The following is a 21,147-nucleotide window of genomic DNA, read 5'->3' as shown; positions in this document are numbered from 1 at the left end:
GTCGGGGGTGAGGGTCACGCGATGTGCTGGACCTTGAAGACCTGTCGCAGGTAGTCCAGGAAGGTCTGGTCATCACACAGCGTCTTGCCCGGCGCATCGGACAGCTTCGCCACCGACTGCCCGTTGCATCGCACCAGCTTCATCACGATGTTGAGCGGCTTCGGCCCGAGGTCGTTGCTCAGGTGCGTGCCGATCCCGAATCCCACCGGCACTCGCCGCGCGAAGTGCGTGTGCAGCCGGAACGCCTCGTCGCAATCCAGCCCGTCGCTGAAGACCAGCCGCTTGGTCCGCGCGTCGATGCGCAGCGCCGCGTAGTGCGCCAGTGCCTTCTCGCCCCAGACCACCGGATCGCCGCTGTCGTGGCGCAACCCGTCGAACAGCTTGGCGAAGTACAAGTCGAAGTCCGCCAGGAACGCGTCCATGCCGATGACATCGGTCAGCGCGATCCCCAGGTCGCCGCGGAACTCCTGCACCCAGCCCTCCAGCGCCGCGTGCTGCGACAGCCTCAGTTGCACGCCGACCGCCTGCCAGGTCTGCAGGTACTCGTGCGCCATCGTGCCGATCGGGACCAGGCCATGGCGCCGCGCCAGCTCGACATTGGACGTGCCCTTGAACACCTCGGGGATCTCGCGCTTGAGCGTCGCGACCACCTCGTCCTGCCACTCGCCCGAGAAGCGCCGGCGCAGGCCGAAGTCGAAGAACTCGAACGGATACGCCTCCCCGCCCAGCGCGCCGGGCACCGCGGCGGCGTAGTCGCGCAACCGATGGACCTTCGCCGCGAGACGCGCCCGCCCTTCGGCCAGCACCGTCTCGCGCTCCCCGCCGCACAGGCGGCGGAAGTACAGCTCGTTGACGATCGCGAGCACGAAGATCTCGAAACCCATCACGTGGACCTGCGGGCCCTTGGCGACGATGACCAGTTGCCCGGCCTCGGCGCCCTCCCCGGGTCGCGCGTCGATGAAGCGGCGCTGGAACCGGAAGATGCGCAGGAAGTCGATGAAGTCGGACTTCATGAAGCGCAGCCCGCCGAGGTAGGCCAGTTCCTCGTCGCTGAAGCTCAGCGTGCAGAGATGGTCCAGTTCCCGGTTGACCGCGTCGCAGAGCTCGCTCAGCGGGAAGGCCGGCGTGTTGCGGCAGACGAAGCGGTACTCGGCGTCATTGGCGGGAAACGCATGCAGCAGCGTCTGCCACATCGTGAACTTGTAGAGGTCGGTCTCCAGCAGCGAGCGGATGACAGGGGTGTCGGTCATGGCGTCGTCCCCTTCTCAGGCCGACAGCGCGCCGAGCGCCTGCGCCACCGTCATCGACCGCACGCCGAGCGCCTGGGCGCGTTCGGCGAAGGCCCGCGCGCCGGCCTCGAAGCCGCCGACCGGGCTCATCGCGTCCTCGAGCAGCACGACGCGGGCGAGCCGCTCGGGGCTCATCTCGGCGAACAGGTCGTCCGCCGTCGCGGCGACGCAATGGCTGCTGGCCTCGCCGGCAATGAAGGTCAGACCCGGGAAACCGACGATGCGGTCGACCAGCGCGCGGTTGGTCTGCGTGCGGGGATCGCCGGCGACCGGCACTTCGGCGCGCACGGCGCTGTACTGCTCGGTCATCGGGTTCAGGCCCTTGAGCACCTTCTCGACGGTGCGCAGGCGGGTGGCTTCCCAGCGGCCCAGCGCCGCGGCCAGCTCGCCGTGGATGTTGTGGCCCCAGCCGCCGACGACGCAGTGCGTCGGCCACACCATCAGGATGTACTTCCTCGGGCTGGCCTCGAGCGCGTCGAGGTAGGCCAGCACCGCGTCCCGCAAGGCCGGGTCGCGCGGCGCGAAGCGCCCGGCGCGGACGTCCCCGGCCTTGATCTGCGTGAACGGGGCGACCGGCTGGGCTGCGCCATCGGCACCGGCTTGTTGCCAGAACGCGGGGCGTTCGATCGCGTAGACCGGGTGCGAGTCCAGCGTCACCACGATGTCGTCGATCACGCCACCCGCCTGGTCCACCAGCGCCGCCAGGCGCTGCAGGTCCGCGTCCGCGCCGGTCACCGGCAGCGCGGCGCCGGGGATGTCGCAGAAGTCGTTCTGCGGGTCGACGATCAGCAGTTGGGCGGACTGGGTCATGAGCTACTCCGTTCGTGTCGTTCGGGATGTCGTGCCGCCAGCATAACCGACTTCGTGCCGTTTTGCACTAAGCGATGCAACAGGCCTTCGGGTGAATGCAACGAGGCGTTCCGCCTGAAATCATCCACGGATCGCGGACCGTTTGACGCCGTCGTCGCCGGATCGTCATAATTCGTGCCCTAGCGCACTAACCAGAAGATCGCCGCCGTGGAGTTCGAACGCCCCATCGTCACCGTCGACATCGTGTTGCTGACGCTGCTGGACGGCGTGCTGCACGCCGGGCTGACGCAGCGGGACAAGGCGCCGGCGCTGGACGCCTGGACCCTGCCCGGCGGCTGGGTGCACACCGACCGGGACCAGGATGCCGACGATGCCGCGGCGCGCATCCTGCGCGAGAAGGCCGGCCTGGTGTCGCCTTACCTGGAGCAGCTCCGGACGTTCTCGGGGATGCATCGCGACTCGCGCGGGTGGTCGCTGTCGGTGAGCTACTACGCGGTGGTGCCGGGCTCGCTGCAGGCGGCCGGCGAGCGCTTCCGCTGGGCGGCCGTCGACGGCCTGCGCTCGCTGCCCTTCGACCATGCGCAGATCCTGCGCACGGCGGTCGAGCGGGTGCGATCCAAGACCTTGTACTCGTCGCTGCCGGTGCACCTGATGCCGGCGGAGTTCTCGCTGGGCGAGCTGCAGCGGACCTACGAGCAGGTGCTGGGCGCCGAGCTCGACAAGCGGGGCTTTCGCCGCCGCATCGAGGAGCTCGACGTGATCGAGGAGATCCCAGGCGCCTTCACTAGCGGCGGCAGCCACCGGCCTGCGCAGCTGTACCGGAAGAAGGCGCACGCGCCGGCGCTGAAGGTGGCCGCCAGCAACCTCGCCGTGGGGTGAGGCCCGCGATCCTCCCGACGGCAAGCGGTCCTTGCCCGGGAGGGTCCCCGGGTCCGGCCGGGAGTCCGGTCAGGGGGCGAGGTAGAAGTCCATCGGGATCAGCTCGACCGCCCAGCCGCCCTCCTCGCCCAGTTGGGCGGCCGGGTGCATGGACGCCAGGCGCAACGCCTCCTCGGGGCTGTCGGCGTCGATGATGAACAGGCCGCCGACGACTTCCTTGGCCTCGGTGTAGGGCCCGTCGGTGACCTGCGTCTTGCCGCCGCGCGGACGCAGCGTCTTCCAGGTCTCCAGGTCGCCCAGCGACGCCGAGACCAGCATCTTGCCGGTGGCGCGCATCTTCTCGTCCAGGGCGGGGCACTGGCTCACCAGCGCCTTGACGTCGTCCGGGGACATGTCCGCGAACTTTTCCGGGGTGAAGTAGGCAAGGCCGAGGTATTTCATGACGGGTCCTTCGAGGGGTTGATGTCAGGACGACGATCGGGCGGCGCCGGATTCGACACGGACAGCCCCATGTCCTGGATGGCGCGCACCAGCGCGGAGAAGTCGACCGGTTTCCGGAAGTGGGCCTCGAACCCGGCGTCGAGCGCGCGTTGGCGATCGGCCTCGCCGGCGAAGGCGGTCAGCGCGATCGCGCGCAGTCCCGGCGCCGGCGATCGAGCGCGCACGCGCGCGATCAGCTCATGGCCGGTCATCTCCGGCATGCCGATGTCGGAGATCAGCAGGTTCACGCCCGAGTCCGGCAAGCGCGCCAGCGCCTCCGCGCCGCTGCCGGCCTCCAGCACCTCGGCGCCGTGCAGCGCGAGCGCGCGGGCGACCATCTCGCGCACGGCCTCGTCATCGTCGACGACCAGGATGCGGGCGCCCGCCAGCGAGGTCCGGTCGGCCGCGCCCGCCTCGGGCGACGCGCCGGCGAAGTCCCGCACGCCGATGACTGGCAGGGTCACGACGAAGCGGGCGCCGCGGCCCTCGCCCGCGCTCTCGGCCCGCACCTGGCCGCCGTGCAGCTCCACCAGGTTGCGCACGATGGACAGGCCCAGCCCCAGGCCGCCATGGCGCCGCGACATCGAGCCGTCGGCCTGCCGGAAGCGTTCGAAGACGAAGGGCAGGAAGTCCGGCGCGATGCCGATGCCGGTGTCCTCGACGACCAGGTCCGCGCGCTGCTCCCCGCCGCGCAGCTGCACCCGGACCTCGCCGCCGCGCGGCGTGAACTTGATGGCGTTGGAGACCAGGTTCGCCACCACCTGCTGCAGCCGCGCGGCGTCGCCCATCACGGTCGCGCCGGCCTCCACGGTCACCTCGGTGGACAGGCGCACGCCGGCGCGCTCGGCCGCCGGCGCCAGCAGCTCCACCGCCGCCAGCGTGAAGCTCGCCGCCGACACCGGCGCGACCTCCAGGCTGAGCTTGCCGGTGGTGATGCGGCTCATGTCCAGCAGGTCCTCGATCAGCTGGGCCTGGGCCCGGGCGCTGCGCTCGATGACGTCGATGCCGCGCTTGAGCTCGGGCGGCTCGTCGCCGAGCTTGCGGCGCAGGATGTGCACCCAGCCGGTGATGGCGCTCAGCGGCGTGCGCAGCTCGTGCGACAGCGTGGCCAGGAACTCGTCCTTCACCAGGCCGGCCTGCTCGGCGGCGAGCCGGGCGGTGCGCTCGCTCTCCAGCAGCCGGGTGCGCTCGGCCATCGCCTCGCGCGAGGCGGCGTAGAGCCGGGCGTTGTCGATGGCGATCGCCGCCTGGCTGGCGATGCCCTCGGCGAGCCGCTCGCTGCGCTCGGTGAAGACGCCGACCTCCTCATGGCCGAAGAACAGGCCGCCCAGCACCTCGCCGGAGCGGCTGATCACCGGCACCGCCAGGTAGCTGCGCACCGGCAGGTGGCCGGCGGGCTTGCCGTGGTGCGGCGCCCATTGCCCGTAGCGCGGATCGGCCATCACGTCGTCGAGCCGGATCGTCGGCTCGCCGCGGAAGGTCGGGCCGAAGAGCGGCGTCGGGCGCGGATGGCCGAGGCGCTCGAAGTGCTGGCGCTCCGCGCCGGACAGCGAATACAGCAGGTAGGCCTCGCCCTGGTCGTCGATGCCGTTGTAGAAGAAGGCGCCGAAGCGCGCGCCGGTCAGCTGCGTGGCGGCATCGGTGACGCGCTGCACCAGCGCGCCGATGTCGAGCTCCGCCGCGAGCGTCGCGCCGGTGCGGTTGAGGATCTCCAGCGTGCGCGCCTCCTCGCGCAGGGCGGCCTCGGCGCGGGTGCGCTCCAGCGCCTCCCAGCAGCGCGCCACGACGACCTTGACCAGCGCGACCTCGTCGTCGGTCCAGTGCCGCGCCACGCTCTGGTGGACCGCCATGGCCGCGACGAAGCGGCCGTCCTTGTGCAGCGGCACGCAGATCACCGACTGGATGCGGGTGCGCGCGTAGGCGCCGCGGTCGTCGTTGGCGGTGACCGGGTCGCGGTCGACGTCGTGGTTGACATAGGCCTGGTCGGCGCGCATCAGCCGCAGCACCGCCTGGCCGAAGTCGGCGAAGCGGTAGGTGCCGACGATGCTCGGCACGCCGTCGTTGAAGTCGCCGATCAGGTCGAAGGTGTCCTCGTCGGCGCGGACCGTGGCGTAGGCGCAGCGGTTGGCGCCGAGGTAGCGGCCCAGCCGCTCGGCGGTGAAGCGCATCACGTCGGCCGGATCGACGAGCGTGCGCGTGCCCTGCGCGAGGTCGTCGAGGAAGGCCAGCCGCCGTGACACCAGCACCTTCTCCGTCGTCTCGGCGAAGGTGACCAGCACGCCGGCGGCGCGGCCGGTCTCGTCGCGCACCGCGCTGTAGGAGAAGTTGAAGTAGACGTCCTCGGGGTAGCCGAAGCGGTCGATGGTCAGCTTGAAGTCGTCGAAGCCCACCGGCGAGCCGGCCAGCACCTGCGCCCACATCGGGCCGATCGTGGGCCAGATCTCGGCCCAGGTGTCGGGCGCGCGGCCGCCGAGCGCCGATTCGGCCTTGGCGCCGAGGATGGGCAGGTAGGCGTCGTTGAAGACCTGCGTGTAGCCGTCGCCCCAGGCGAGGTACATCGGCAGCCGGCACTCCAGCATCGTGGCGACCACCGCGCGCAGCGCGCCCGGCCAGCGGTCCATCGGTCCGAGCGGCGTGCGGCTCCAGTCGAAGTCCCGCACGCGCGCGGCCATGACGCCGCGGATGGGGTCCAACGCGGCAGTGGCATGAAGGGGGTCCATGGCGCTCCATCGGTTGGCCGGGCCGCCGGTGCGGCACGGCATCGGGCGGGGGCAGGACGGCGCAGTGTAGGCGCGCGCCGCGCGGTGCCCGGTCCGCCACTACCATGCGCAGCTTCGGGCCGGTCCTCGACCGGCCGCCACGCCACGCCGTTCATGCAGGGAGCCGTATGAAGGTCAACCGAATCGTCGCCAACGTGTCAGCCTCGGATCCGTCCGCGGTGGACGAGTTCTACCGGGACCTGCTGGGCCTGGAGCTGGCCATGGACCATGGCTGGATCCGCACCTACGCGGGGACGGCGAAGATGACGGTCCAGGTCAGCTTCGCCAGCGAGGGCGGCGCCGGAACGCCGGTGCCCGACCTCTCGATCGAGGTCGACGACCTGGACGAAGCCCTGCGCCGTGTCGGCCAGGCCGACATCCCGCTGGAGTACGGCCCCGCCGTCGAGCCCTGGGGCGTGCGGCGGTTCTTCGTCCGGGACCCGCTCGGCAAGCTGGTCAACATCCTTCAGCATGAATGAGGATCGGACATGAAGCTCTTCGTCGCGGTCCATCTGGACGGTTCGCAAGCGACCGCCGCCGCCGTGGCCTTCGAGGACTGGAACGCCGCGGAAGCCACCAAGACCTACCTCTCCCCCATCGCCCAGGTCGACAAGGCCGTCCGCGGCGAGCTCGACCTGCGGGCGCTGCCCTGCGTGATGCAGCTGCTGGCCGAGCACAAGCTCGAGCCCGAGCTGCTGCTCATCGAGGGCTTCGTCCATCTGGACGGCGATGAGACGCCGGGCCTGGGCCAGCACCTGTTCCAGGCGCTGGGCGGCCGGGTGCCGGTCGTCGGCGTGTCCAAGAAGGGCCTGCCGGGGCTGTCGGCGCAGTTCGAGGTGATGCGGGAGGACGAGACGCCGCCGCTGGTGGTGACCAGCGCGGGCCTCGACATCGGCGCGGCCAAGGTGCGGCTGCGCTCGATGCACGGCAGGAAGCGGGTCCCGACGCTGATGAAGCTCGCGGCGCGGCTGGCCAAGAACGCCGAATGACGCGACGGGGCGCGGCCTCGCGTCCTACGCGCTGCCACGCTCCAGGCTGACGCCGCCGCCCGGCCCGCGCGCCTAGGCTCGGAGCATGGGACTCCACCGACTGATCGGGCGCCTGGCGATGGCGCCCTTCTCCAAGGCCCTGCCCGCGATGGGCGACACCGAGCGCGCCGCCCTGGAGGCCGGCACCGTCGGCTTCGAGGGCCAGCTCTTCGCCGGCCAGCCCGACTTCGACGCGCTGATCGCCCAGGGACCGAATCGCCTCATTGACGAGGAACGCCGGTTCCTCGACCAGGAGGTCACCACGCTGGTCGGCATGCTCGACGACCACGCGATCGACCAGGCCGGCGACCTGCCGCCCGAGGTGTGGCAGTACCTGCGCGAGCACCGCTTCTTCGGGATGATCATTCCCAAGGAACACGGCGGCCTGGGCTTCGGCCATTACGCGCATGCCGAGGTCGTGACCCGCATCGCCACCGTCAACACCGCCTGCGCGGTGACGGTGATGGTGCCCAACTCGCTGGGGCCGGCGGAGCTGCTGCTGCGCTACGGCACGCCGGAACAGCAGCGGCACTACCTGCCGCGCCTGGCCGACGGCCGCGAGCTGCCCTGCTTCGGCCTGACCTCGCCCTACGCCGGCTCGGACGCCGCCTCCATCCCCGACCGCGGCGTGCTCACCGAACGCGTCGTCGACGGCAAGACCGTGCGCGGCTTCAGCGTGTGCTTCGACAAGCGCTACATCACGCTCGCGCCGGTGGCCAGCGTGGTGGGGCTGGCCTTCCAGGCGGTGGACCCGTCGCGGCCCGAGGGGCAGCAGGAACTGGGCATCACCTGCGCGCTGCTGCCGGTGCCGACGCCGGGCATGGACATCGGACGGCGCCATCGCCCGATGGACTCGGCCTTCATGAACGGACCGATCCGTGGCGAGGACGTCTTCGTGCCGATGGACTGGGTCATCGGCGGCGAGGAGCGCGTCGGCCAGGGCTGGCGCATGCTGATGGAATGCCTTGCCGCGGGCCGCGCGATCTCGCTGCCGGCGCTGGGCGCGGCGATGCAGCAGACGGCGCTGTTCGTGGTCAACGGCTACGGCCAGGTGCGCGAGCAGTTCGGCCTGCCCATCGGGCGCTTCCACGCGATCGCGGGCATCACCGCGCAGATGGCCGCGCGGCTCTACGCCACCGACGCGGCGCGGCGCTACACCGCGGCGGCGCTGGATGCCGGCGAGCGCCCCAGCGTGGCCAGCGCGATCCTCAAGGTGCAGTTGACCGAGGCCGGCCGTCGCGCGGTCAACGACGGCATGGACGTGCTGGGCGGCAAGGGCATCATCGCGGGCCCGCGCAACCTGCTTGGGGTCGCCTACCGGCACGCGCCGATCGCGATCACGGTGGAAGGCGCCAACCTGCTGTCGCGGGCGCTGATCATCTTCGGCCAGGGGGCGACGCGTTGCCATCCGTTCGTGCTGGAGGAGATGGCGGCCGTGCAGGCGCAGGATCCGGAGCGGCTGGGCCGGGCGCTGATGGGCCACGTCGGCCATGTGATGCGCAACCTCTGGCGCAGCCTGGCCCGCGCGCCGCTGCGCGGGCGGGTGCCCGACGACCTGCGCGGCGAGGCGCGGCTGATCGCCTCGCTGTCGGCGCGCTACGCGTTGACCGCGGACCTCGCGATGGGACTGCTGGGCGGCAAGCTCAAGCGGATGGAGCTGCTGTCGGCGCGGCTGGGCGACGTGCTGTCGGCGCTGTACCTCGCGGCGGCCTGCGTGTGGCGCTACCAGGTCGAGAACGAGCCGGCGATGCGGCCGGTGGCGCGCGCGGCGATCCGGCTGCAGCTGCATGACGCCGCGACGCTGCTGCGCGAGCTCTACGCCAACCTGCCCTCCGGCGTCCTGCACGCGGTGGCACCGATGCTGCTGCACGGCACCGGCCACCTCGCGCCGCTGCGCGACCGCGAGGCGCTCGCGCTGGCCGACGCGCTGCGCAAGGAGCCGGTGCTGATGCAGCGGCTATGCCCGGACGTCTCGGCGCCCAAGCGGGGCGGGCTGCTCGACCTGATGCGCGCGCTGGAGACCGCCCGCCAGCTGGGCGACGAGGTGCCCGCGCTCAACAAGGCGCTGCGACGGTCCGGCTCGCTGGAGGAGGTGGCGCGGGGATCGCGCGATCCGGAAGCTGCCCTCGCCTACCTGCGGGCCGCGGACGAGGTGATCCGCGTCGACGAGGACGACCCCGCCGCGCCTTAGGGCGAAGCGGGGTCCCTGCCCGTCCTGCCGGGCGTCGACGCCGTCAGGGCATGTCCCGCAGCGGCCAGACCTCCACGACACCATGGGCCACGGCGCAGGGCGTCTTCGAGACGAGCTCGATGGCTTCCTGCAGGTCCTTGGCCTCGATGACAGCGAATCCGGCGATCGGCAGCGTGCTGCGCAGGTAGGCGCCGGACGAGGTCAGGACGCCGGTGCCGCCAGGGTTGCGGACCTGCACGGGCGAGCCGGCGATGCCGATCAAGGCGCCGTCGGCCTTGAGCCGCGCGTCGTGCGCATGCGCGGCGTCGCGAACGGCCGGGTCCGTCCGGTTGTATCCGTCCTCGTCGCCATATCCCACGGTGATGAACTTGGCCATCGATGCCTCCGTTTGAAGCCGATCACGGATGGGAGCAAACCGGATGCCTTGGAGGAGAGAATGCGCACCGGCGGCCCGCGGAGTGCGGGACCAGGGGCTTGTTCGACCACGGCGCCTGCGCGGCCGCGAGCGCCGCGCAGGCGATTCCGAACTCCACGCAAGTCCTTCAGCAGTAGAGCCGGACAACGAATCAAGACTGATCCCGGGAGACCCCATGCCCCTTCGAGGCCTTCTTTTGACGATGGCTGCCGCCCTGGCAGCCGGATGCACCGGCGGCGCGGACCGCGTGGAGGTGACGATCCTTCCTGACAAGTACGTCGTCGGTGCCGTGACGTCCGAGTTGGCGACGCCCGCGGTCGACGAAGTCGTCCGGCTGAAGCCTCGCGAGGTGCACATCCATGCCTGCACGTCGACGCCGTCGAGCCGCATCATTCAATTCAACGTGGAGTTGAATGCGCGACTCGAGGCGAAGAGGACGCTGTCGCTGACCGCGCCAGGCTGCTGACGCGACATGTCGGACGCTCCCCCATCCCATCGTCGCTGGCGTAGCAGCTGGCTCGCCGTTCTCGCTGGCGTCGTCGTCCACTTCGGCACCGCCACGCTGCTGGTCTACGTCCTCCTCTTCGCAGCGGACTTGGCCAGCACCATCGTCGACCCTGCTCATCTCGACTGGCGGCATCGTCTGAACGACGCGTCGACTGGCGGCTGGTACGTCCTCCAGGCCTTCAGTTTCCTGAGCGGCGTCGCCGCCGGACTGGCGGCGGCGGCGCTGTCGCCGCCCCGGTCCCGGGTCGCCTTGGGCGCCCTGCTCTTTCTAGCCTTGCTCTCGGTGTTCTTCGCGCAGCTGCCAAGCCCCCACTCGATCCTGGCGATCGGGATCTGGGCGTTGGCCACGCCCCTCGGGCTGCTCCTGGGGCATCGAATTCACCGCCAACTCTTGCACTGACGGCCGCCCCTCCCGCGTCGACCGAGCGGGCCGCCTCCCCCCCACCCAAGCAAGAGTCCTGCCACGGCGATGGTTTCGCCATCGTGGCCGTGTCCCATGACTTTACTTGAAGCCTCAACTATCGAGGCCTACTGTTGTTCCGCAGTGCTTTAAGCCTAAAGCAAATCTGCAGCGGACGGCCCCGATGGCTGCTCGCCTTCACAACTTCGATATCCACGAAAGCGAGATCCATCATGAACGCACTGGCAGTCAGCATCGTCCTCATCCACGGCGGCTTCGTCGACGGCTCCGGCTGGGAGCCCGTCTACAACATCCTCAAGAAAGACGGGTACTCGGTGACCATCGCCCAGCATCCCACGACGTCCCTGGCCGACGACGTCGCCTATGTCCGGCGCCTCATCGCGCAACAGGAAGGCCCGGTCCTGCTCGTCGGCCACTCGTACGGCGGCGTGGTGACGACCGAGGCCGGCAACGACCCGAAGGGCAAGGGCCTGGTCTACATCGCGGCCTTCGCGCCCGACAAGGGCGAGTCCGTCGACTCCCTGATCAAGAACCCCGTGCCCGGCGCGCCGGTGCCGCCGATCCTCCCGCCCAAGGACGGCTTCCTGCTCCTGGACCAGGCGAAGTTCGCGGCCTCCTTCGCGGGCGACCTGCCCGCCGACAAGGCGGCGTTCATGGCCGCCTCGCAGGTGCCCTGGGGCGTCAACGCCCTGGCCGGCGCGGTGACGCAGGCCTCGTGGAAGTCCAAGCCGAGCTGGTACCTCGTGGCCAAGGACGACAAGATGATCCCGCCGCCGGCGCAACGCGCCATGTCGCAGCGCGCGGGCGCCACCGTGGTCGAGGTGCCGGGCAGCCACTCCGTCTACGTGTCGCAGCCGGAAGCCGTCGCGGCGCTGATCCGCCAGGCGGCCCAGGCGACCACGAAGTAAGCCTCACGGCGGACCGGGCGCGTTCCCACGCGGCCCGGTCCCGCTTCACTCCTTCGCCACCGCCTCCACCTGGATGCGCAGGTTGACCTCCATCTTGAAGCCGTAGTCCTTGCCCGCGCCGAGGCCGAATTCCTCGCGGTTGAAACTGCCCGACGCGTCCGCGCCGCAGTAGTCGCGCTTGAGCATCGGATGCGGCACGCACTTGAGCTGGTGCACCGTCAAGGTCATCGGCCGGGTCTTGCCGTTCAGCGTCAGTTCCCCCACCACCTGCGACGGCACGCCCGCCTTGGCGCCCTCGAAGCGGCCCTTGAAGGTCGCGTCCGGGTTCTTGTCGACGTTGAAGAAGTCCTTCCCCTTCGCCCAGCCGTTCATCGCGTCCAGCCCGAAGTCGATGCTCGACAGGTCCATCTTCACGTCCACGCTGCCCGCGCCGGTGGCCTTGTCGTACACGATCGTCCCGGCGCTCTTGTTGAGCTTGCCGCGCCAGTAGGACAGGCCCATGTGGTCGGCCTCGAAGCTGGGATAGGTGTGCGCGGGGTCGATGTCGTAGGTCGTGGGCGCGGCCTGCGCGGCGACGGCGGCGAACAGGGCGGAAACGAGCAGCAGCGATTTCATGATCGGTCCTTGTGAGGAAGCTTTGGCAGGGGCGCCACCCTGACGACGAGCCGGGCCGGCGATTTTCGACAACAGGTCTTCAGGCGGCTTCAGCGTTCCAGGTAACCGAAGGTGCCGTGGTCCCGGACCTCCTCCGCCGCCAGCCGCGCCGCCTTCATCGCATGCCGGAACAGCGACATCGCCAGGCTGACCCGCTTCACGCCGGCCTCGCCGAGCTCGCGCACGGTGAACGAGCGCCCCGGGATGCCGGCCATGAAGTTCACCGGCCTGCTCACCGACGCGCACACCCGGCGCACCGCGTCCAGGTCCGGCAGCAGCGGCGCGAACAGCACGTCGGCGCCCACCCGCTCGAAGGCCTGCAGCCGGCGGATCGTGTCGTCGAGGTCGTCGATGCCGTGCAGGAAGTTCTCGGAACGCGCCGTCACGACGAACGGGAAGGGCAGCGCCCGCGCCGCCTCGACCGCCGCGGCGACACGCGCCACCGCCAGGTCGAAGTCCAGGATCGGCCCGCCGCCCTCGCTCGACGAGTCCTCGATCGAGCCACCCGCCGCGCCCGCCTCCGCCGCCAGGCGGATCGTCAGCGCGCAATCCTCCGGCCGGTGGCCGAAGCCGTTGCCCAGGTCGGCGCTCAGCGGCAGCGGCGTCGCGCCCGCCAGCAGGCGCACATGGGCCAGCGTCTCGTCGCGGGTCAGTTGGCCGTCGCGCTTGCCGACCGCCTCGGCCGCCGCGGCGCTGGAGGTCGCCAGCGCGGCATACCCCGCCGCCTCCAGCATCCGCGCCGAGGCGATGTCCCAGGCGTTCGCGATGACGAAAGGCTCGGGACGCTCATGCAGCGCGCGCAGCGCGGCGGCCTTGTCGGCCAAGCTCGGGGAAGTGCTCATGGAGGGCCTCGTCGGGGGAACAGAGGCCCGGATGCTAGGCCGCGCTCCTGTCGCCCGCTGGCAGGAACCGGACGCGTCCCTGGAAAGCAGCGCTCACGGACCCACCCCGCCTCTCCCCTTCCTCCTCCCTCGCCCCTTCTTCCCTCCCCGCCTTTCCCCCGCCTCCCCTCGGACTCCCGTCGCCTTGCCCTTGCCGGCCCCCCCTCAGGGTGGCGTCCACGCCACGGTTTCGCCGCTCTTCCCCAGGAGGCTCGCCCGGCGCGCGCGTCCAGCGCACGAAATCCGAACCCAGGGATGTTGCGAACTATTCGCATTTGCTAACGTATCGCGTTTCGCGTCGCCGAGGGCCCCTCGTCCAGGCCCTCGCTCCCCCACTTTCCCCGTCTCCGGTCCTCCCCTCATGTCCTCCACCGCCTCCCGCGGCGCCGCCCCGCGCCTGTCCCTCGTTGCCCTGTCCGTCCTGGCGCTGCTGGCGCCGCTGGCCGCAAGCGCCCAGACCGCCGCCGCCGCGCCGGCCGACGCCGCGTCCGCCGCCGGAACGAGAAAGCTGCTGGACGAGGTGGTCGTCACCGGCGTGCGCAAGAAGACCTTCGCGCCGACGACGGTGCAGGTCGGCGCCTTCCGCGACCAGGATCCGCTGGACGTGCCGCTGACCAACAACGTGATGCCGCGCGACCTGCTCGACGCGCAGGCCGCGCAGGGCCTGTACGACGCGCTGAAGAACACCGCCGGCGTGACCCGCTCGCAAGTCAGCGGCTCGACCTACGACAACCTGTCGATCCGCGGGATCATCGTGGAGAACCGCGGCAACTACCGCCTCAACGGCAACCTGCCGGTGGTCAACCTGATCGACATCCCGCTCGAGAACAAGGAGCAGGTCGAGGTCCTGAAGGGCGCGTCGTCGATGTACTACGGCATGGTGCCGCCCTCGGGCATCGTGAACTTCGTGACCAAGCGCGCCGGCCCCACGCCGGTGACCTCGCTGACCACCACCGTCAACGACCACGGCGGCATCAAGGCCCACGTGGACATCGGCCGCCGCTTCGGCGCCGACGACAGCATGGGCCTGCGCTTCAACGCCGCCACCAGCAAGGAAGAGACCGGCATCGACCGCTACAAGGGCGATCGCGGGCTGGTCGCGCTCGCCTACGACTGGCGCGCCACCTCCTGGGCCAACCTGAAGGTCGACGTCGAGCATTACCGCAAGAACGTCAGCGAGCAGGCCGCGATCTCGCTGCCCACCGCCGTCAACGGCGTGATCTCGCTGCCGCGCGTGCCCGACAACAAGACCAACCTCGCCGGCGACTGGGCCCGCTACGACGCCGAGGCCACCAACGTGCTGGTGCGCGGCGACTTCGCGCTCAGCGACGACTGGGTGCTCAGCGTCGAGACCGGCCGCGCCAAGACCTCGCGCGACCGCAACTACACGACCTTCGGGAACTACAACAACCAGACCGGCGCCGGCACGCTCAACGTCTCCGTGCTCAAGGGCCAGGCCTACACCAACACCAACCACCGCGTGGAGGCGATCGGCCGCTTCGACACCGCCGGCATCGGCCACGAGTTGACCTTCGGCGCCACCTACAACCGCCGCGAGTCCGACGGCTGGGTCAACGGCACCGCGACCGCGCCGCAGAACCTGTACGCGCCGGTGGACATCGCCCCGGTCAGCCCGACGCTGAAGCAGGCCGGGTATCCGTCCGAGATCAACGACCGCGGCCTGTATGTCTTCGACCGCGTCTCGATCGGCTCGCAATGGCAGGTGCTGGCCGGCCTGCGCAAGACCTTCTACCGCAGCGAGGCGAGCAACCCGTCCACGCCGGTGCCGACCTACCGCGCCGACAAGGTCACGCCCAACGTGTCGGTGATGTGGAAGCCGATGAAGGACCTGAGCGTCTACGCCAGCGCGCTGCGCGGCCTGGAGGAGACCGGCACCGCGCCGTTGAACACCGACAACGCCGGCCAGGTGCTGGCGCCCGCCGTCAGCAAGCAGCACGAGATCGGCGTCAAGGCGCGCCTGGGCAGCGTGCTGGTGCAGACCGCGCTGTTCCAGACCGACCGCGCGCTGGCCACGACGGTCAACCGCGTCTACCAGGTCGGCGGCGAGACCCGCTACCGCGGCCTGGAGTTCTCGGCCAGCGGCGAGATCGGCCGCGACTTCGCGCTCGTGGTCTCGGGCATCGTCCTGGACGCCGAGATCACCAAGGTCGGCTCCGCCAATCCGCTGGAACTCGGCAAGACGCCGGAGAACACGCCGAAGAACACGCTCAGCCTGTTCGGCGAGTACCGCGTCCCCGCCGTGCCCGGACTGGCGCTGAACGCCGGCATCTATCACGTCGGCAAGCGCGCGGTGAACAACGCCAACCAGGCCTGGATCTCGGGCTACGAGACGCTGTCGCTGGGCGCGCGTTACCAGACCACGCTGCTGGGCAAGGCGGTCAGCCTGCAGGCCAACCTCGACAACGCCACCGACAAGGACTACTGGAGCACCGCCGGCAACAGCCTGCTGGGCGTCGGCGCGCCGCGCACGCTGCGCCTGACGGCCAAGGTCGACTTCTGATCGACGGCGACGGAGCCCCTCGGCCATGGCCTTGATGACCGCCCGCCGCGCCTGGATGTGGCTGCACCGATGGACCGGGCTGACGCTCGGGATGCTGCTCGCCGCCGCGGCGCTGCTGGGCACGCTGATGACGGTGCTGCGGCCGCTGGACGAGGCGATGCATCCGGAGCTGTTCCGCGCCCTGCCCCGCGTGGCGGCGCAGCAGTCCGGCGCCACCGACATCGCGCCCGCGCCCGAGGCGTCGAGCACGCCCTTCGAGACCGTGCGGCGCCGCATGGCGACGGAGTTCGGCGCGAAGTCGACGATGACGATCCGCCCGCCACGCGAGGACGGCGAGTCCATGCGCGTGCTGGTGCGCGGTCCGGGCTGGGAGGGCACGCTGTACCTGGACCCGGTCACGCTGGCCGAGCTCGGCCGGCGCGGCGAGGCCGAGGGCCTGGCCAACACCGTCTTCGAGCTGCACAGCGCGCTGCTGCTCGGCGACACCGGCAAGGCGGTGCTGGCCTTCACCGCGCTGGCCTACCTGGCGCTGCTGGTGACCGGACTCATCCTGTGGTGGCCGATGAACGCGGCGCAGTGGCGGCATGCGTTCAAGCTCAAGCTGGACAAGGGCACGACCCGCGGCCTGTTCGACCTGCACCGCTTCGGCGGCGCGGTGCTCGGGCTGCTGGTCGCGGTGGCGGTCGCCAGCGGCGCCTGGATGGCGTACCGGCCGATCGGCGGCTGGGTCAACACGCTGGTCGGCGACGCCGCGCCCAAGCCGCCCAAGGTCGGCAAGGACCACGGCGAGCGCGTGCCGCTGGACGTCATCGTCGCCGAGGGCCGCGCGCGCTGGCCCGATGGCCAGCTGGGCTACGTCCAGCTGGGCGCGTCGGACACGCGGCCGGTGCGGCTGCGCTTCCGGCTGCCGGGCGAGCCGCATCCGAACGGGCTGTCGTCGATCTGGGCGCATCCGGTGGACGGGCACGTGCTGGGACAGCAGCGGTGGGACCAGCTCGACCTGGCCGGCCGGTCGACCGCGTGGATCTACCCGCTGCACGCGGGGGAACTCTTCGGGATCGCGAACCGCGTGATCACCGGCCTGGTCGGGCTCGTGCTGTTCGGCATGGGCGTCACCGGCGCCTGGCTGTGGTGGCGCCGGCGGCGCTGAGCCGCCGCGCCGCCCTCAGCGGATCAACTCGTCGATCGCCGCCGCGACCGCGTCGCTCCCCGGCCCCGGGTCGAAGTAGTGCGTGTGCGCGCCGCTGCCGACCGAGAAGTCCTTGCGGATCCCGTCGTCCATCGCCACCGCGCCCGGCGCGTAGAACTCGGAGCGGTGCTCCGCGCCCTCCGCCGGCGCCCAGATCCAGCGCCCCACGTAGTCCCCCGCGGCGAACGCGTTGGTCCACCGGTCCACGCCGAGCTGGTCGAGCTCCGGCCCGGTCCGCACCCAGTGGTAGAGGTCGGGAAAACGTGCCGCGTACAGCTGCCGCAACGGGCTCCCCGCGGTGAACAGCCGCAAATCGATGTCCCGCAGCCATTGCCCGAGCCGCCCCGCCCGGCTGTCCGGATCCTGCCGGGCCCGGAAGGTCAGGTAACGCAGCAGGTCCGCGGTGATCACCGTGCCCTGGCTGTGCGACACGATCACTACCCGCGTCGCACCGTCGCGCTTGAGCTGCTCCAGCAGCGCGACATACCGCGCGAAGATCCGCGCCCGCGGGATCGCGTCGCGCGGGAACTCGCGCAGGTAGTTGTCGACGTCCAGCATCGCGTCCAGCGGCGCGCGCAGCCACGGCACGTACTTGGACAGCGTCCGCCCGAACAGCGTCAGCGCCCCCAGCGCCGACACCGACCCGATCACGAAGGGCCCGAGCAGCGATTGCGACGCGAAGCCGGTGCCGGCGATCGCCTGCTTGAGGTCGGCCGCGGTGAACGGCGGCACCAGCCGCAGCAGGTCCAGCAGGTAGACGCCGCCGATGTAGGTCGTGACCAGCGCGCTGACGATCGCCAGCAGCGCGATGAAGTCCTCCAGCCGCCCATAACCGCCGGTCAGCCAGCGCCCCAGGTTGCCCGCGGTCCCGACGCCGCGCCGCACCTCCGCCAGCACGCTGGGCACCAGCGTCACCAGCACGTAGGCCACCAGCGCCAGCAGCAGCATCGCCAGCAGGAAGAAGGTCGCGGTGCTGTAGACGTAGCGCAGCGTCAGGAAGCTCTCCGCCGGCAGCGCCCGGTACACGTCGGCCACCCGGTGCTGGAAACCCCAGCCGTCGGTGCCGACCTCGAACTGCAAGTCGAACAGCCACGGCCGGTAGCCCCATTTGCCGGCAGCCCGCTCGAGCACCTGGTGCCCGGCCGCCCAGATCACCATGCCCACCGCGGTGAACGAGGTCACGGACACGAACAGCCCCAGCCGCGCGGTGGCGACGCTGGCGCGGGCCGCGTCGCACAGCCCCGCCTGCCGGACGCCGTACCAGGTCCACGGCACCAGCAGCGCCGCCGCGGCGATCCACCAGACATAGGTGCCCAGCAGCATCACCTCGAAGGCGCGCAGCGCGGCCGCCGTCCACCAGACCCACGGATCCTGGTGCGGCGCGAGCGGCAGCGGCGAGGGCGACACCGGCGCCTGCGGCGCGTCCGCCAGCATCACGCTCGCCACGGTGCCCAGGCTCACCGCCAGGAAGACCAGGCCGACCTGGCGCGTCGAGACGAAGCGCCGGTCGGCCAGCTTCAGCCCGGCGTCGCACAGCAACGCCAGCGCGACCAGCACGGTGACGCCGAGCACCCAGGGCGCCGCCACCAGCTTCAGCGCCGCGCCGGAGGCCAGCGCCATCAGGGCCAGCAGTCCCCGCCCGGGTCCCGAGCGCACATGCCGATAGCACATCCACCAGAACGCCAGCGCCGGCAGCGCCACGGCGATCAGGGTGCGGACCTGCTCGGCGGTGTCGCCGCGGACATCGTCGTTGAGCACCGACATCACCACGATGAAGGTCCCCATCAGCAGCGTCTGCAGGAACAGGTTGGACAGCAGGTGCGCGAAGGACCAGTCCAGCGCCGTCTGCAGCCGGCACAGCCGCGCCCAGCGCCGGCGGACGTCCACCAGCGCCGCGGCCTCCTCGGGCGTGGCGGTCGCCGCCGTGGTGTCGGCCGCGTGGCGCGCCTGGTCGATCGTGTCGCGCGCCAGCTTGGACAGCCGGAACAGGATGGTGAACAGCTCGGTCAGGATGGTCGGGAGCGCGCTGGACAGCCGCGACAGGTCGGCCCAGTACATCTCGTGGAAGTCCACCCGGCCGGTGCGGCGCGTGGCGGTGTCCTCGCGGCTCATCCGGATGCGGCGGGTCTCGAAGTGCTCGTCGGGCGACTTCCCCCGCTGCGCCTTGAACAGCAGGTAGTCGGTGAAGGCGATGCCCTGGTCCGGCACGCCGTCGCGCGGGTCGCCGGGCGCCCGGGCCACGCCCTTGGCGGAATGCGCGGGCTGCACCATGGCCTGGTAGCGCAGCGCGCGGCCGCGGTCCGCCTCGCCGTCGCGCGCCGCCCGGTCCATCCAGCCGGTGCGCAGGAAGTCCGACCGCAGCGATTGCCGCAGCGCCTTCATCCCGGTGGGCCGGTCGTCCGGATCGCGCGACGCCGGCACCCGGCCCTCGAGGACCGGCACCGCCATCCATCGGCAGTCGCAGGTGGCGTCGCCGTAGCGGACGCCGGCGGGCGCGCGCGCCGTCATCAGCGCCGTCAGCGCGCGCACCGTCTCCCCGGGCGCCTGGTCGGCGACCCCGTGCACGGCGACCACGGCGACGCGATGTTCGGTTGCCGCGTCCGCCGCCCCTGGCTCCAGCGTGCGATCGGTCATGGCGATGGCCTCGAGGATCTCGAGCCCCTGGCGGTGTCGAGGCCCCCAGGATGGTGCGAGCCGGCGCGGGTGTCATCCCCCATGAATGGGACAGGGCCGGCCCGCCCGGGCCGGTCCGCCGCCCCTGCCGGCGTGGGGGACCGCACGCTGCGGCACCCCGGGCCGGCAGCTTTTGCCGATGGCGGCGCCGTCGGGCAAGACCCGGCCCCGGCTCGCCGCCGGGGCGTCCCCGAGGGGGGCGACGGCCCGTCCGGGCCCCAGGAACCTCCCCTGCCCCACGCCCTGCGACACCGCCTTCCCACTTCCGGTGCCCCCCGACCTGATGCCGCTGTACCACCTGCCGCCCTCGCCGGTGTCGCCCTCGCTGGCGACCCTTCCGCCCGCGCCCGCCGGCGCCTCCCCGTCCGACGAGGACACCGCCGCCCCCACGCCGCCGCCGGGCCTCCAGGCCCTGGAACGGCGCTGGGCCCGCTCGGTCGCGGCGCATGCGCTGTGGTCGCGCCAGGCGCCGGTGGTGCCGCTGCTGCTGGACTGGCTGCGCGACGCCGACCCCATCGCCCGCGCCCTCGGCCCGGCCATGTGGCGGCACTTCGCACAGCATCTGTTGCAGCACGCCAGCACCCGCGACCTGCGCGCGATGGGGCTGGACGAGCGCGTCGAGGCCCGGGTGTGGACCTCCTGGCCGGAATGGCGCACGGCGGGCTTCCGCATCGCCGACGCGCCGGGCCGGCTGCACCGGGCCGTCGTCTGGTGGGAGGACGGGCGGCTGCCCGAGTACCCCGAGGACGGCGGCGTGTTCCAGGCGCCCTACGGCGCGGCACTGTGGCTGGACGGCCGGCTGATGCCCTATCCGCAGGAGCTGACCTTCGGCTGCTCGATCAACGGGTCGGGCGAGTGGATCGACGATCGCTACTTCGTCGTCGACGTCGACGGGCCGCCGGAGCACCCGGACTACGTCGAGGAGAAGGCCAACGGGCGCGGGTCGGTGCTGAGCCTGCTGGTCGTCGACGCCCGGCACCGCAGCTGCCACCTGCTGAACCCGCGCGCCCATGAGCCCTGGCTGCGCCCGCGCATCAGCGTGCAGGCCGACGGCCGCTGGCGCATCGACCCTGGCATCGATCCCGACGCCGAGACCGCGACGGCGACCGACCTGTACGACGAGGACGCCGACCGGCCGTCGGTGCCGTCGCGGCTGATGCTGCCGTCGGACCTGCCGCCCGCGTCGATCGAGGCGGAGGTGCCGGACGACGAGGCCGAGCCGCGCTCGCTGGCGCCGGCCTGGCGCCACGTCGTCGACGCGTGGAACGCGGACGGCGCCCGGCTGATCGGGCTGCTCGGCGAGATGAACTACGAGCTCGCGCTGGACAGCTTCCGCGACGCCGCGCTGGGCTGGTAAGCCCGCGCCGGTCATTCGCCACGCGATGGGCGGGACTCGCCGCCTGGGGCCCCGCGACGCGCGCCGCCCCCGTGGTCGGAGAGCCCCCCTCAGCGCGGTGCGAGCCTCGTCGTCATCGATGCCGGCGGGCTTGGCCGCGCGAAGGCGACGCGTAGACTGGCCGCCGCCTCCCCGTTGAAAGCACG

Annotated in this window: 18 protein-coding genes; 10 read left to right on the top strand and 8 right to left on the bottom strand. The window is 71.5% G+C overall.

Annotated elements, in window-relative coordinates:
* Positions 1-14: 14 nt before the first annotated feature.
* Positions 15-1,250: a nicotinate phosphoribosyltransferase gene (pncB, locus tag N5D62_RS21565; protein ID WP_279759949.1), complete on the bottom strand. Its 1,236-nt coding sequence runs from the start codon at positions 1,248-1,250 to the stop codon at positions 15-17.
* A 15-nt stretch (positions 1,251-1,265) separates the two neighbouring features.
* The gene (locus N5D62_RS21560; RefSeq protein ID WP_279759948.1) at positions 1,266-2,099 is read right to left on the bottom strand and encodes a cysteine hydrolase; all 834 of its coding nucleotides are present in this window, start codon (positions 2,097-2,099) and stop codon (positions 1,266-1,268) included.
* Between the two features lie 207 nt (positions 2,100-2,306).
* On the opposite strand from N5D62_RS21560, the gene N5D62_RS21555 reads away from it, so the two are divergent.
* Complete coding sequence (locus tag N5D62_RS21555) at positions 2,307-2,978, top strand: NUDIX domain-containing protein (protein WP_279759947.1); 672 nt, start codon at positions 2,307-2,309, stop codon at positions 2,976-2,978.
* A 69-nt stretch (positions 2,979-3,047) separates the two neighbouring features.
* Here N5D62_RS21555 and N5D62_RS21550 read toward each other — a convergent pair whose 3' ends face one another.
* Both N5D62_RS21550 and N5D62_RS21545 read right to left on the bottom strand, forming a co-directional pair.
* A complete protein-coding gene (locus N5D62_RS21550) occupies positions 3,048-3,419 on the bottom strand; it encodes a YciI family protein (protein ID WP_279759946.1) in 372 nt (123 codons plus the stop codon).
* The gene (locus tag N5D62_RS21545; RefSeq protein WP_279759945.1) at positions 3,416-6,178 is read right to left on the bottom strand and encodes a GAF domain-containing protein; all 2,763 of its coding nucleotides are present in this window, start codon (positions 6,176-6,178) and stop codon (positions 3,416-3,418) included. The genes N5D62_RS21550 and N5D62_RS21545 overlap by 4 nt, the downstream gene beginning before the upstream one ends.
* A 167-nt stretch (positions 6,179-6,345) precedes the next feature.
* Between N5D62_RS21545 and N5D62_RS21540 the strand changes: the two genes are divergently transcribed.
* The 3 genes from N5D62_RS21540 (at position 6,346) to N5D62_RS21530 (ending at position 9,436) form a co-directional block, all read left to right on the top strand.
* Positions 6,346-6,696: a VOC family protein gene (locus N5D62_RS21540; RefSeq protein WP_279759944.1), complete on the top strand. Its 351-nt coding sequence runs from the start codon at positions 6,346-6,348 to the stop codon at positions 6,694-6,696.
* Positions 6,697-6,705: 9 nt separating this feature from the next.
* Positions 6,706-7,206 carry an endonuclease V gene (locus tag N5D62_RS21535; protein ID WP_279759943.1) on the top strand — a complete coding sequence of 167 codons (501 nt, stop codon included), beginning with the start codon at positions 6,706-6,708 and terminating at the stop codon, positions 7,204-7,206.
* Positions 7,207-7,291: 85 nt separating this feature from the next.
* On the top strand, positions 7,292-9,436 hold the full coding sequence (locus N5D62_RS21530; RefSeq protein ID WP_279759942.1) for an acyl-CoA dehydrogenase: 2,145 nt from the start codon (positions 7,292-7,294) through the stop codon (positions 9,434-9,436).
* A 43-nt stretch (positions 9,437-9,479) separates the two neighbouring features.
* Here N5D62_RS21530 and N5D62_RS21525 read toward each other — a convergent pair whose 3' ends face one another.
* The gene (locus N5D62_RS21525; protein ID WP_279759941.1) at positions 9,480-9,812 is read right to left on the bottom strand and encodes a YciI family protein; all 333 of its coding nucleotides are present in this window, start codon (positions 9,810-9,812) and stop codon (positions 9,480-9,482) included.
* Positions 9,813-10,053: 241 nt separating this feature from the next.
* Between N5D62_RS21525 and N5D62_RS21520 the strand changes: the two genes are divergently transcribed.
* The 3 genes from N5D62_RS21520 to N5D62_RS21510 all read left to right on the top strand — a co-directional run bounded on the left by N5D62_RS21520 (position 10,054) and on the right by N5D62_RS21510 (position 11,687).
* Positions 10,054-10,317: a hypothetical protein gene (locus tag N5D62_RS21520; protein WP_279759940.1), complete on the top strand. Its 264-nt coding sequence runs from the start codon at positions 10,054-10,056 to the stop codon at positions 10,315-10,317.
* A 6-nt stretch (positions 10,318-10,323) separates the two neighbouring features.
* A complete protein-coding gene (locus N5D62_RS21515; RefSeq protein WP_279759939.1) occupies positions 10,324-10,758 on the top strand; it encodes a hypothetical protein in 435 nt (144 codons plus the stop codon).
* A 233-nt stretch (positions 10,759-10,991) separates the two neighbouring features.
* A complete protein-coding gene (locus N5D62_RS21510) occupies positions 10,992-11,687 on the top strand; it encodes an alpha/beta hydrolase (RefSeq protein ID WP_279759938.1) in 696 nt (231 codons plus the stop codon).
* A gap of 45 nt (positions 11,688-11,732) precedes the next feature.
* On the opposite strand, the gene N5D62_RS21505 is transcribed toward N5D62_RS21510, so the two are convergent.
* The gene (locus N5D62_RS21505) at positions 11,733-12,302 is read right to left on the bottom strand and encodes a YceI family protein (protein WP_279759937.1); all 570 of its coding nucleotides are present in this window, start codon (positions 12,300-12,302) and stop codon (positions 11,733-11,735) included.
* Between the two features lie 89 nt (positions 12,303-12,391).
* Positions 12,392-13,183, bottom strand: coding sequence for an isocitrate lyase/phosphoenolpyruvate mutase family protein (locus tag N5D62_RS21500; RefSeq protein ID WP_279759936.1), 792 nt, complete (start codon positions 13,181-13,183; stop codon positions 12,392-12,394).
* Between the two features lie 400 nt (positions 13,184-13,583).
* Between N5D62_RS21500 and N5D62_RS21495 the strand changes: the two genes are divergently transcribed.
* Both N5D62_RS21495 and N5D62_RS21490 read left to right on the top strand, forming a co-directional pair.
* Positions 13,584-15,743, top strand: a complete 2,160-nt coding sequence (locus N5D62_RS21495) for a TonB-dependent siderophore receptor (protein WP_279759935.1) — start codon at positions 13,584-13,586, stop codon at positions 15,741-15,743.
* Between the two features lie 25 nt (positions 15,744-15,768).
* Positions 15,769-16,893, top strand: coding sequence for a PepSY-associated TM helix domain-containing protein (locus N5D62_RS21490; RefSeq protein ID WP_279759934.1), 1,125 nt, complete (start codon positions 15,769-15,771; stop codon positions 16,891-16,893).
* Positions 16,894-16,908: 15 nt separating this feature from the next.
* On the opposite strand, the gene N5D62_RS21485 is transcribed toward N5D62_RS21490, so the two are convergent.
* Positions 16,909-19,566 carry a hypothetical protein gene (locus N5D62_RS21485; RefSeq protein WP_279759933.1) on the bottom strand — a complete coding sequence of 886 codons (2,658 nt, stop codon included), beginning with the start codon at positions 19,564-19,566 and terminating at the stop codon, positions 16,909-16,911.
* A gap of 307 nt (positions 19,567-19,873) precedes the next feature.
* Between N5D62_RS21485 and N5D62_RS21480 the strand changes: the two genes are divergently transcribed.
* Entirely contained in the window at positions 19,874-20,962 is a 1,089-nt protein-coding gene (locus N5D62_RS21480) for a hypothetical protein (RefSeq protein ID WP_279759932.1), read from the top strand.
* Positions 20,963-21,147 lie beyond the last annotated feature (185 nt).

This window comes from Mitsuaria sp. GD03876, assembly GCF_029840635.1.
In the GTDB taxonomy this organism is placed as follows: Bacteria; Pseudomonadota; Gammaproteobacteria; order Burkholderiales; family Burkholderiaceae_C; genus Roseateles.
Note: the sequence above shows the minus strand (reverse complement) of the source record. Positions and strands in the feature narration are given on the sequence as shown.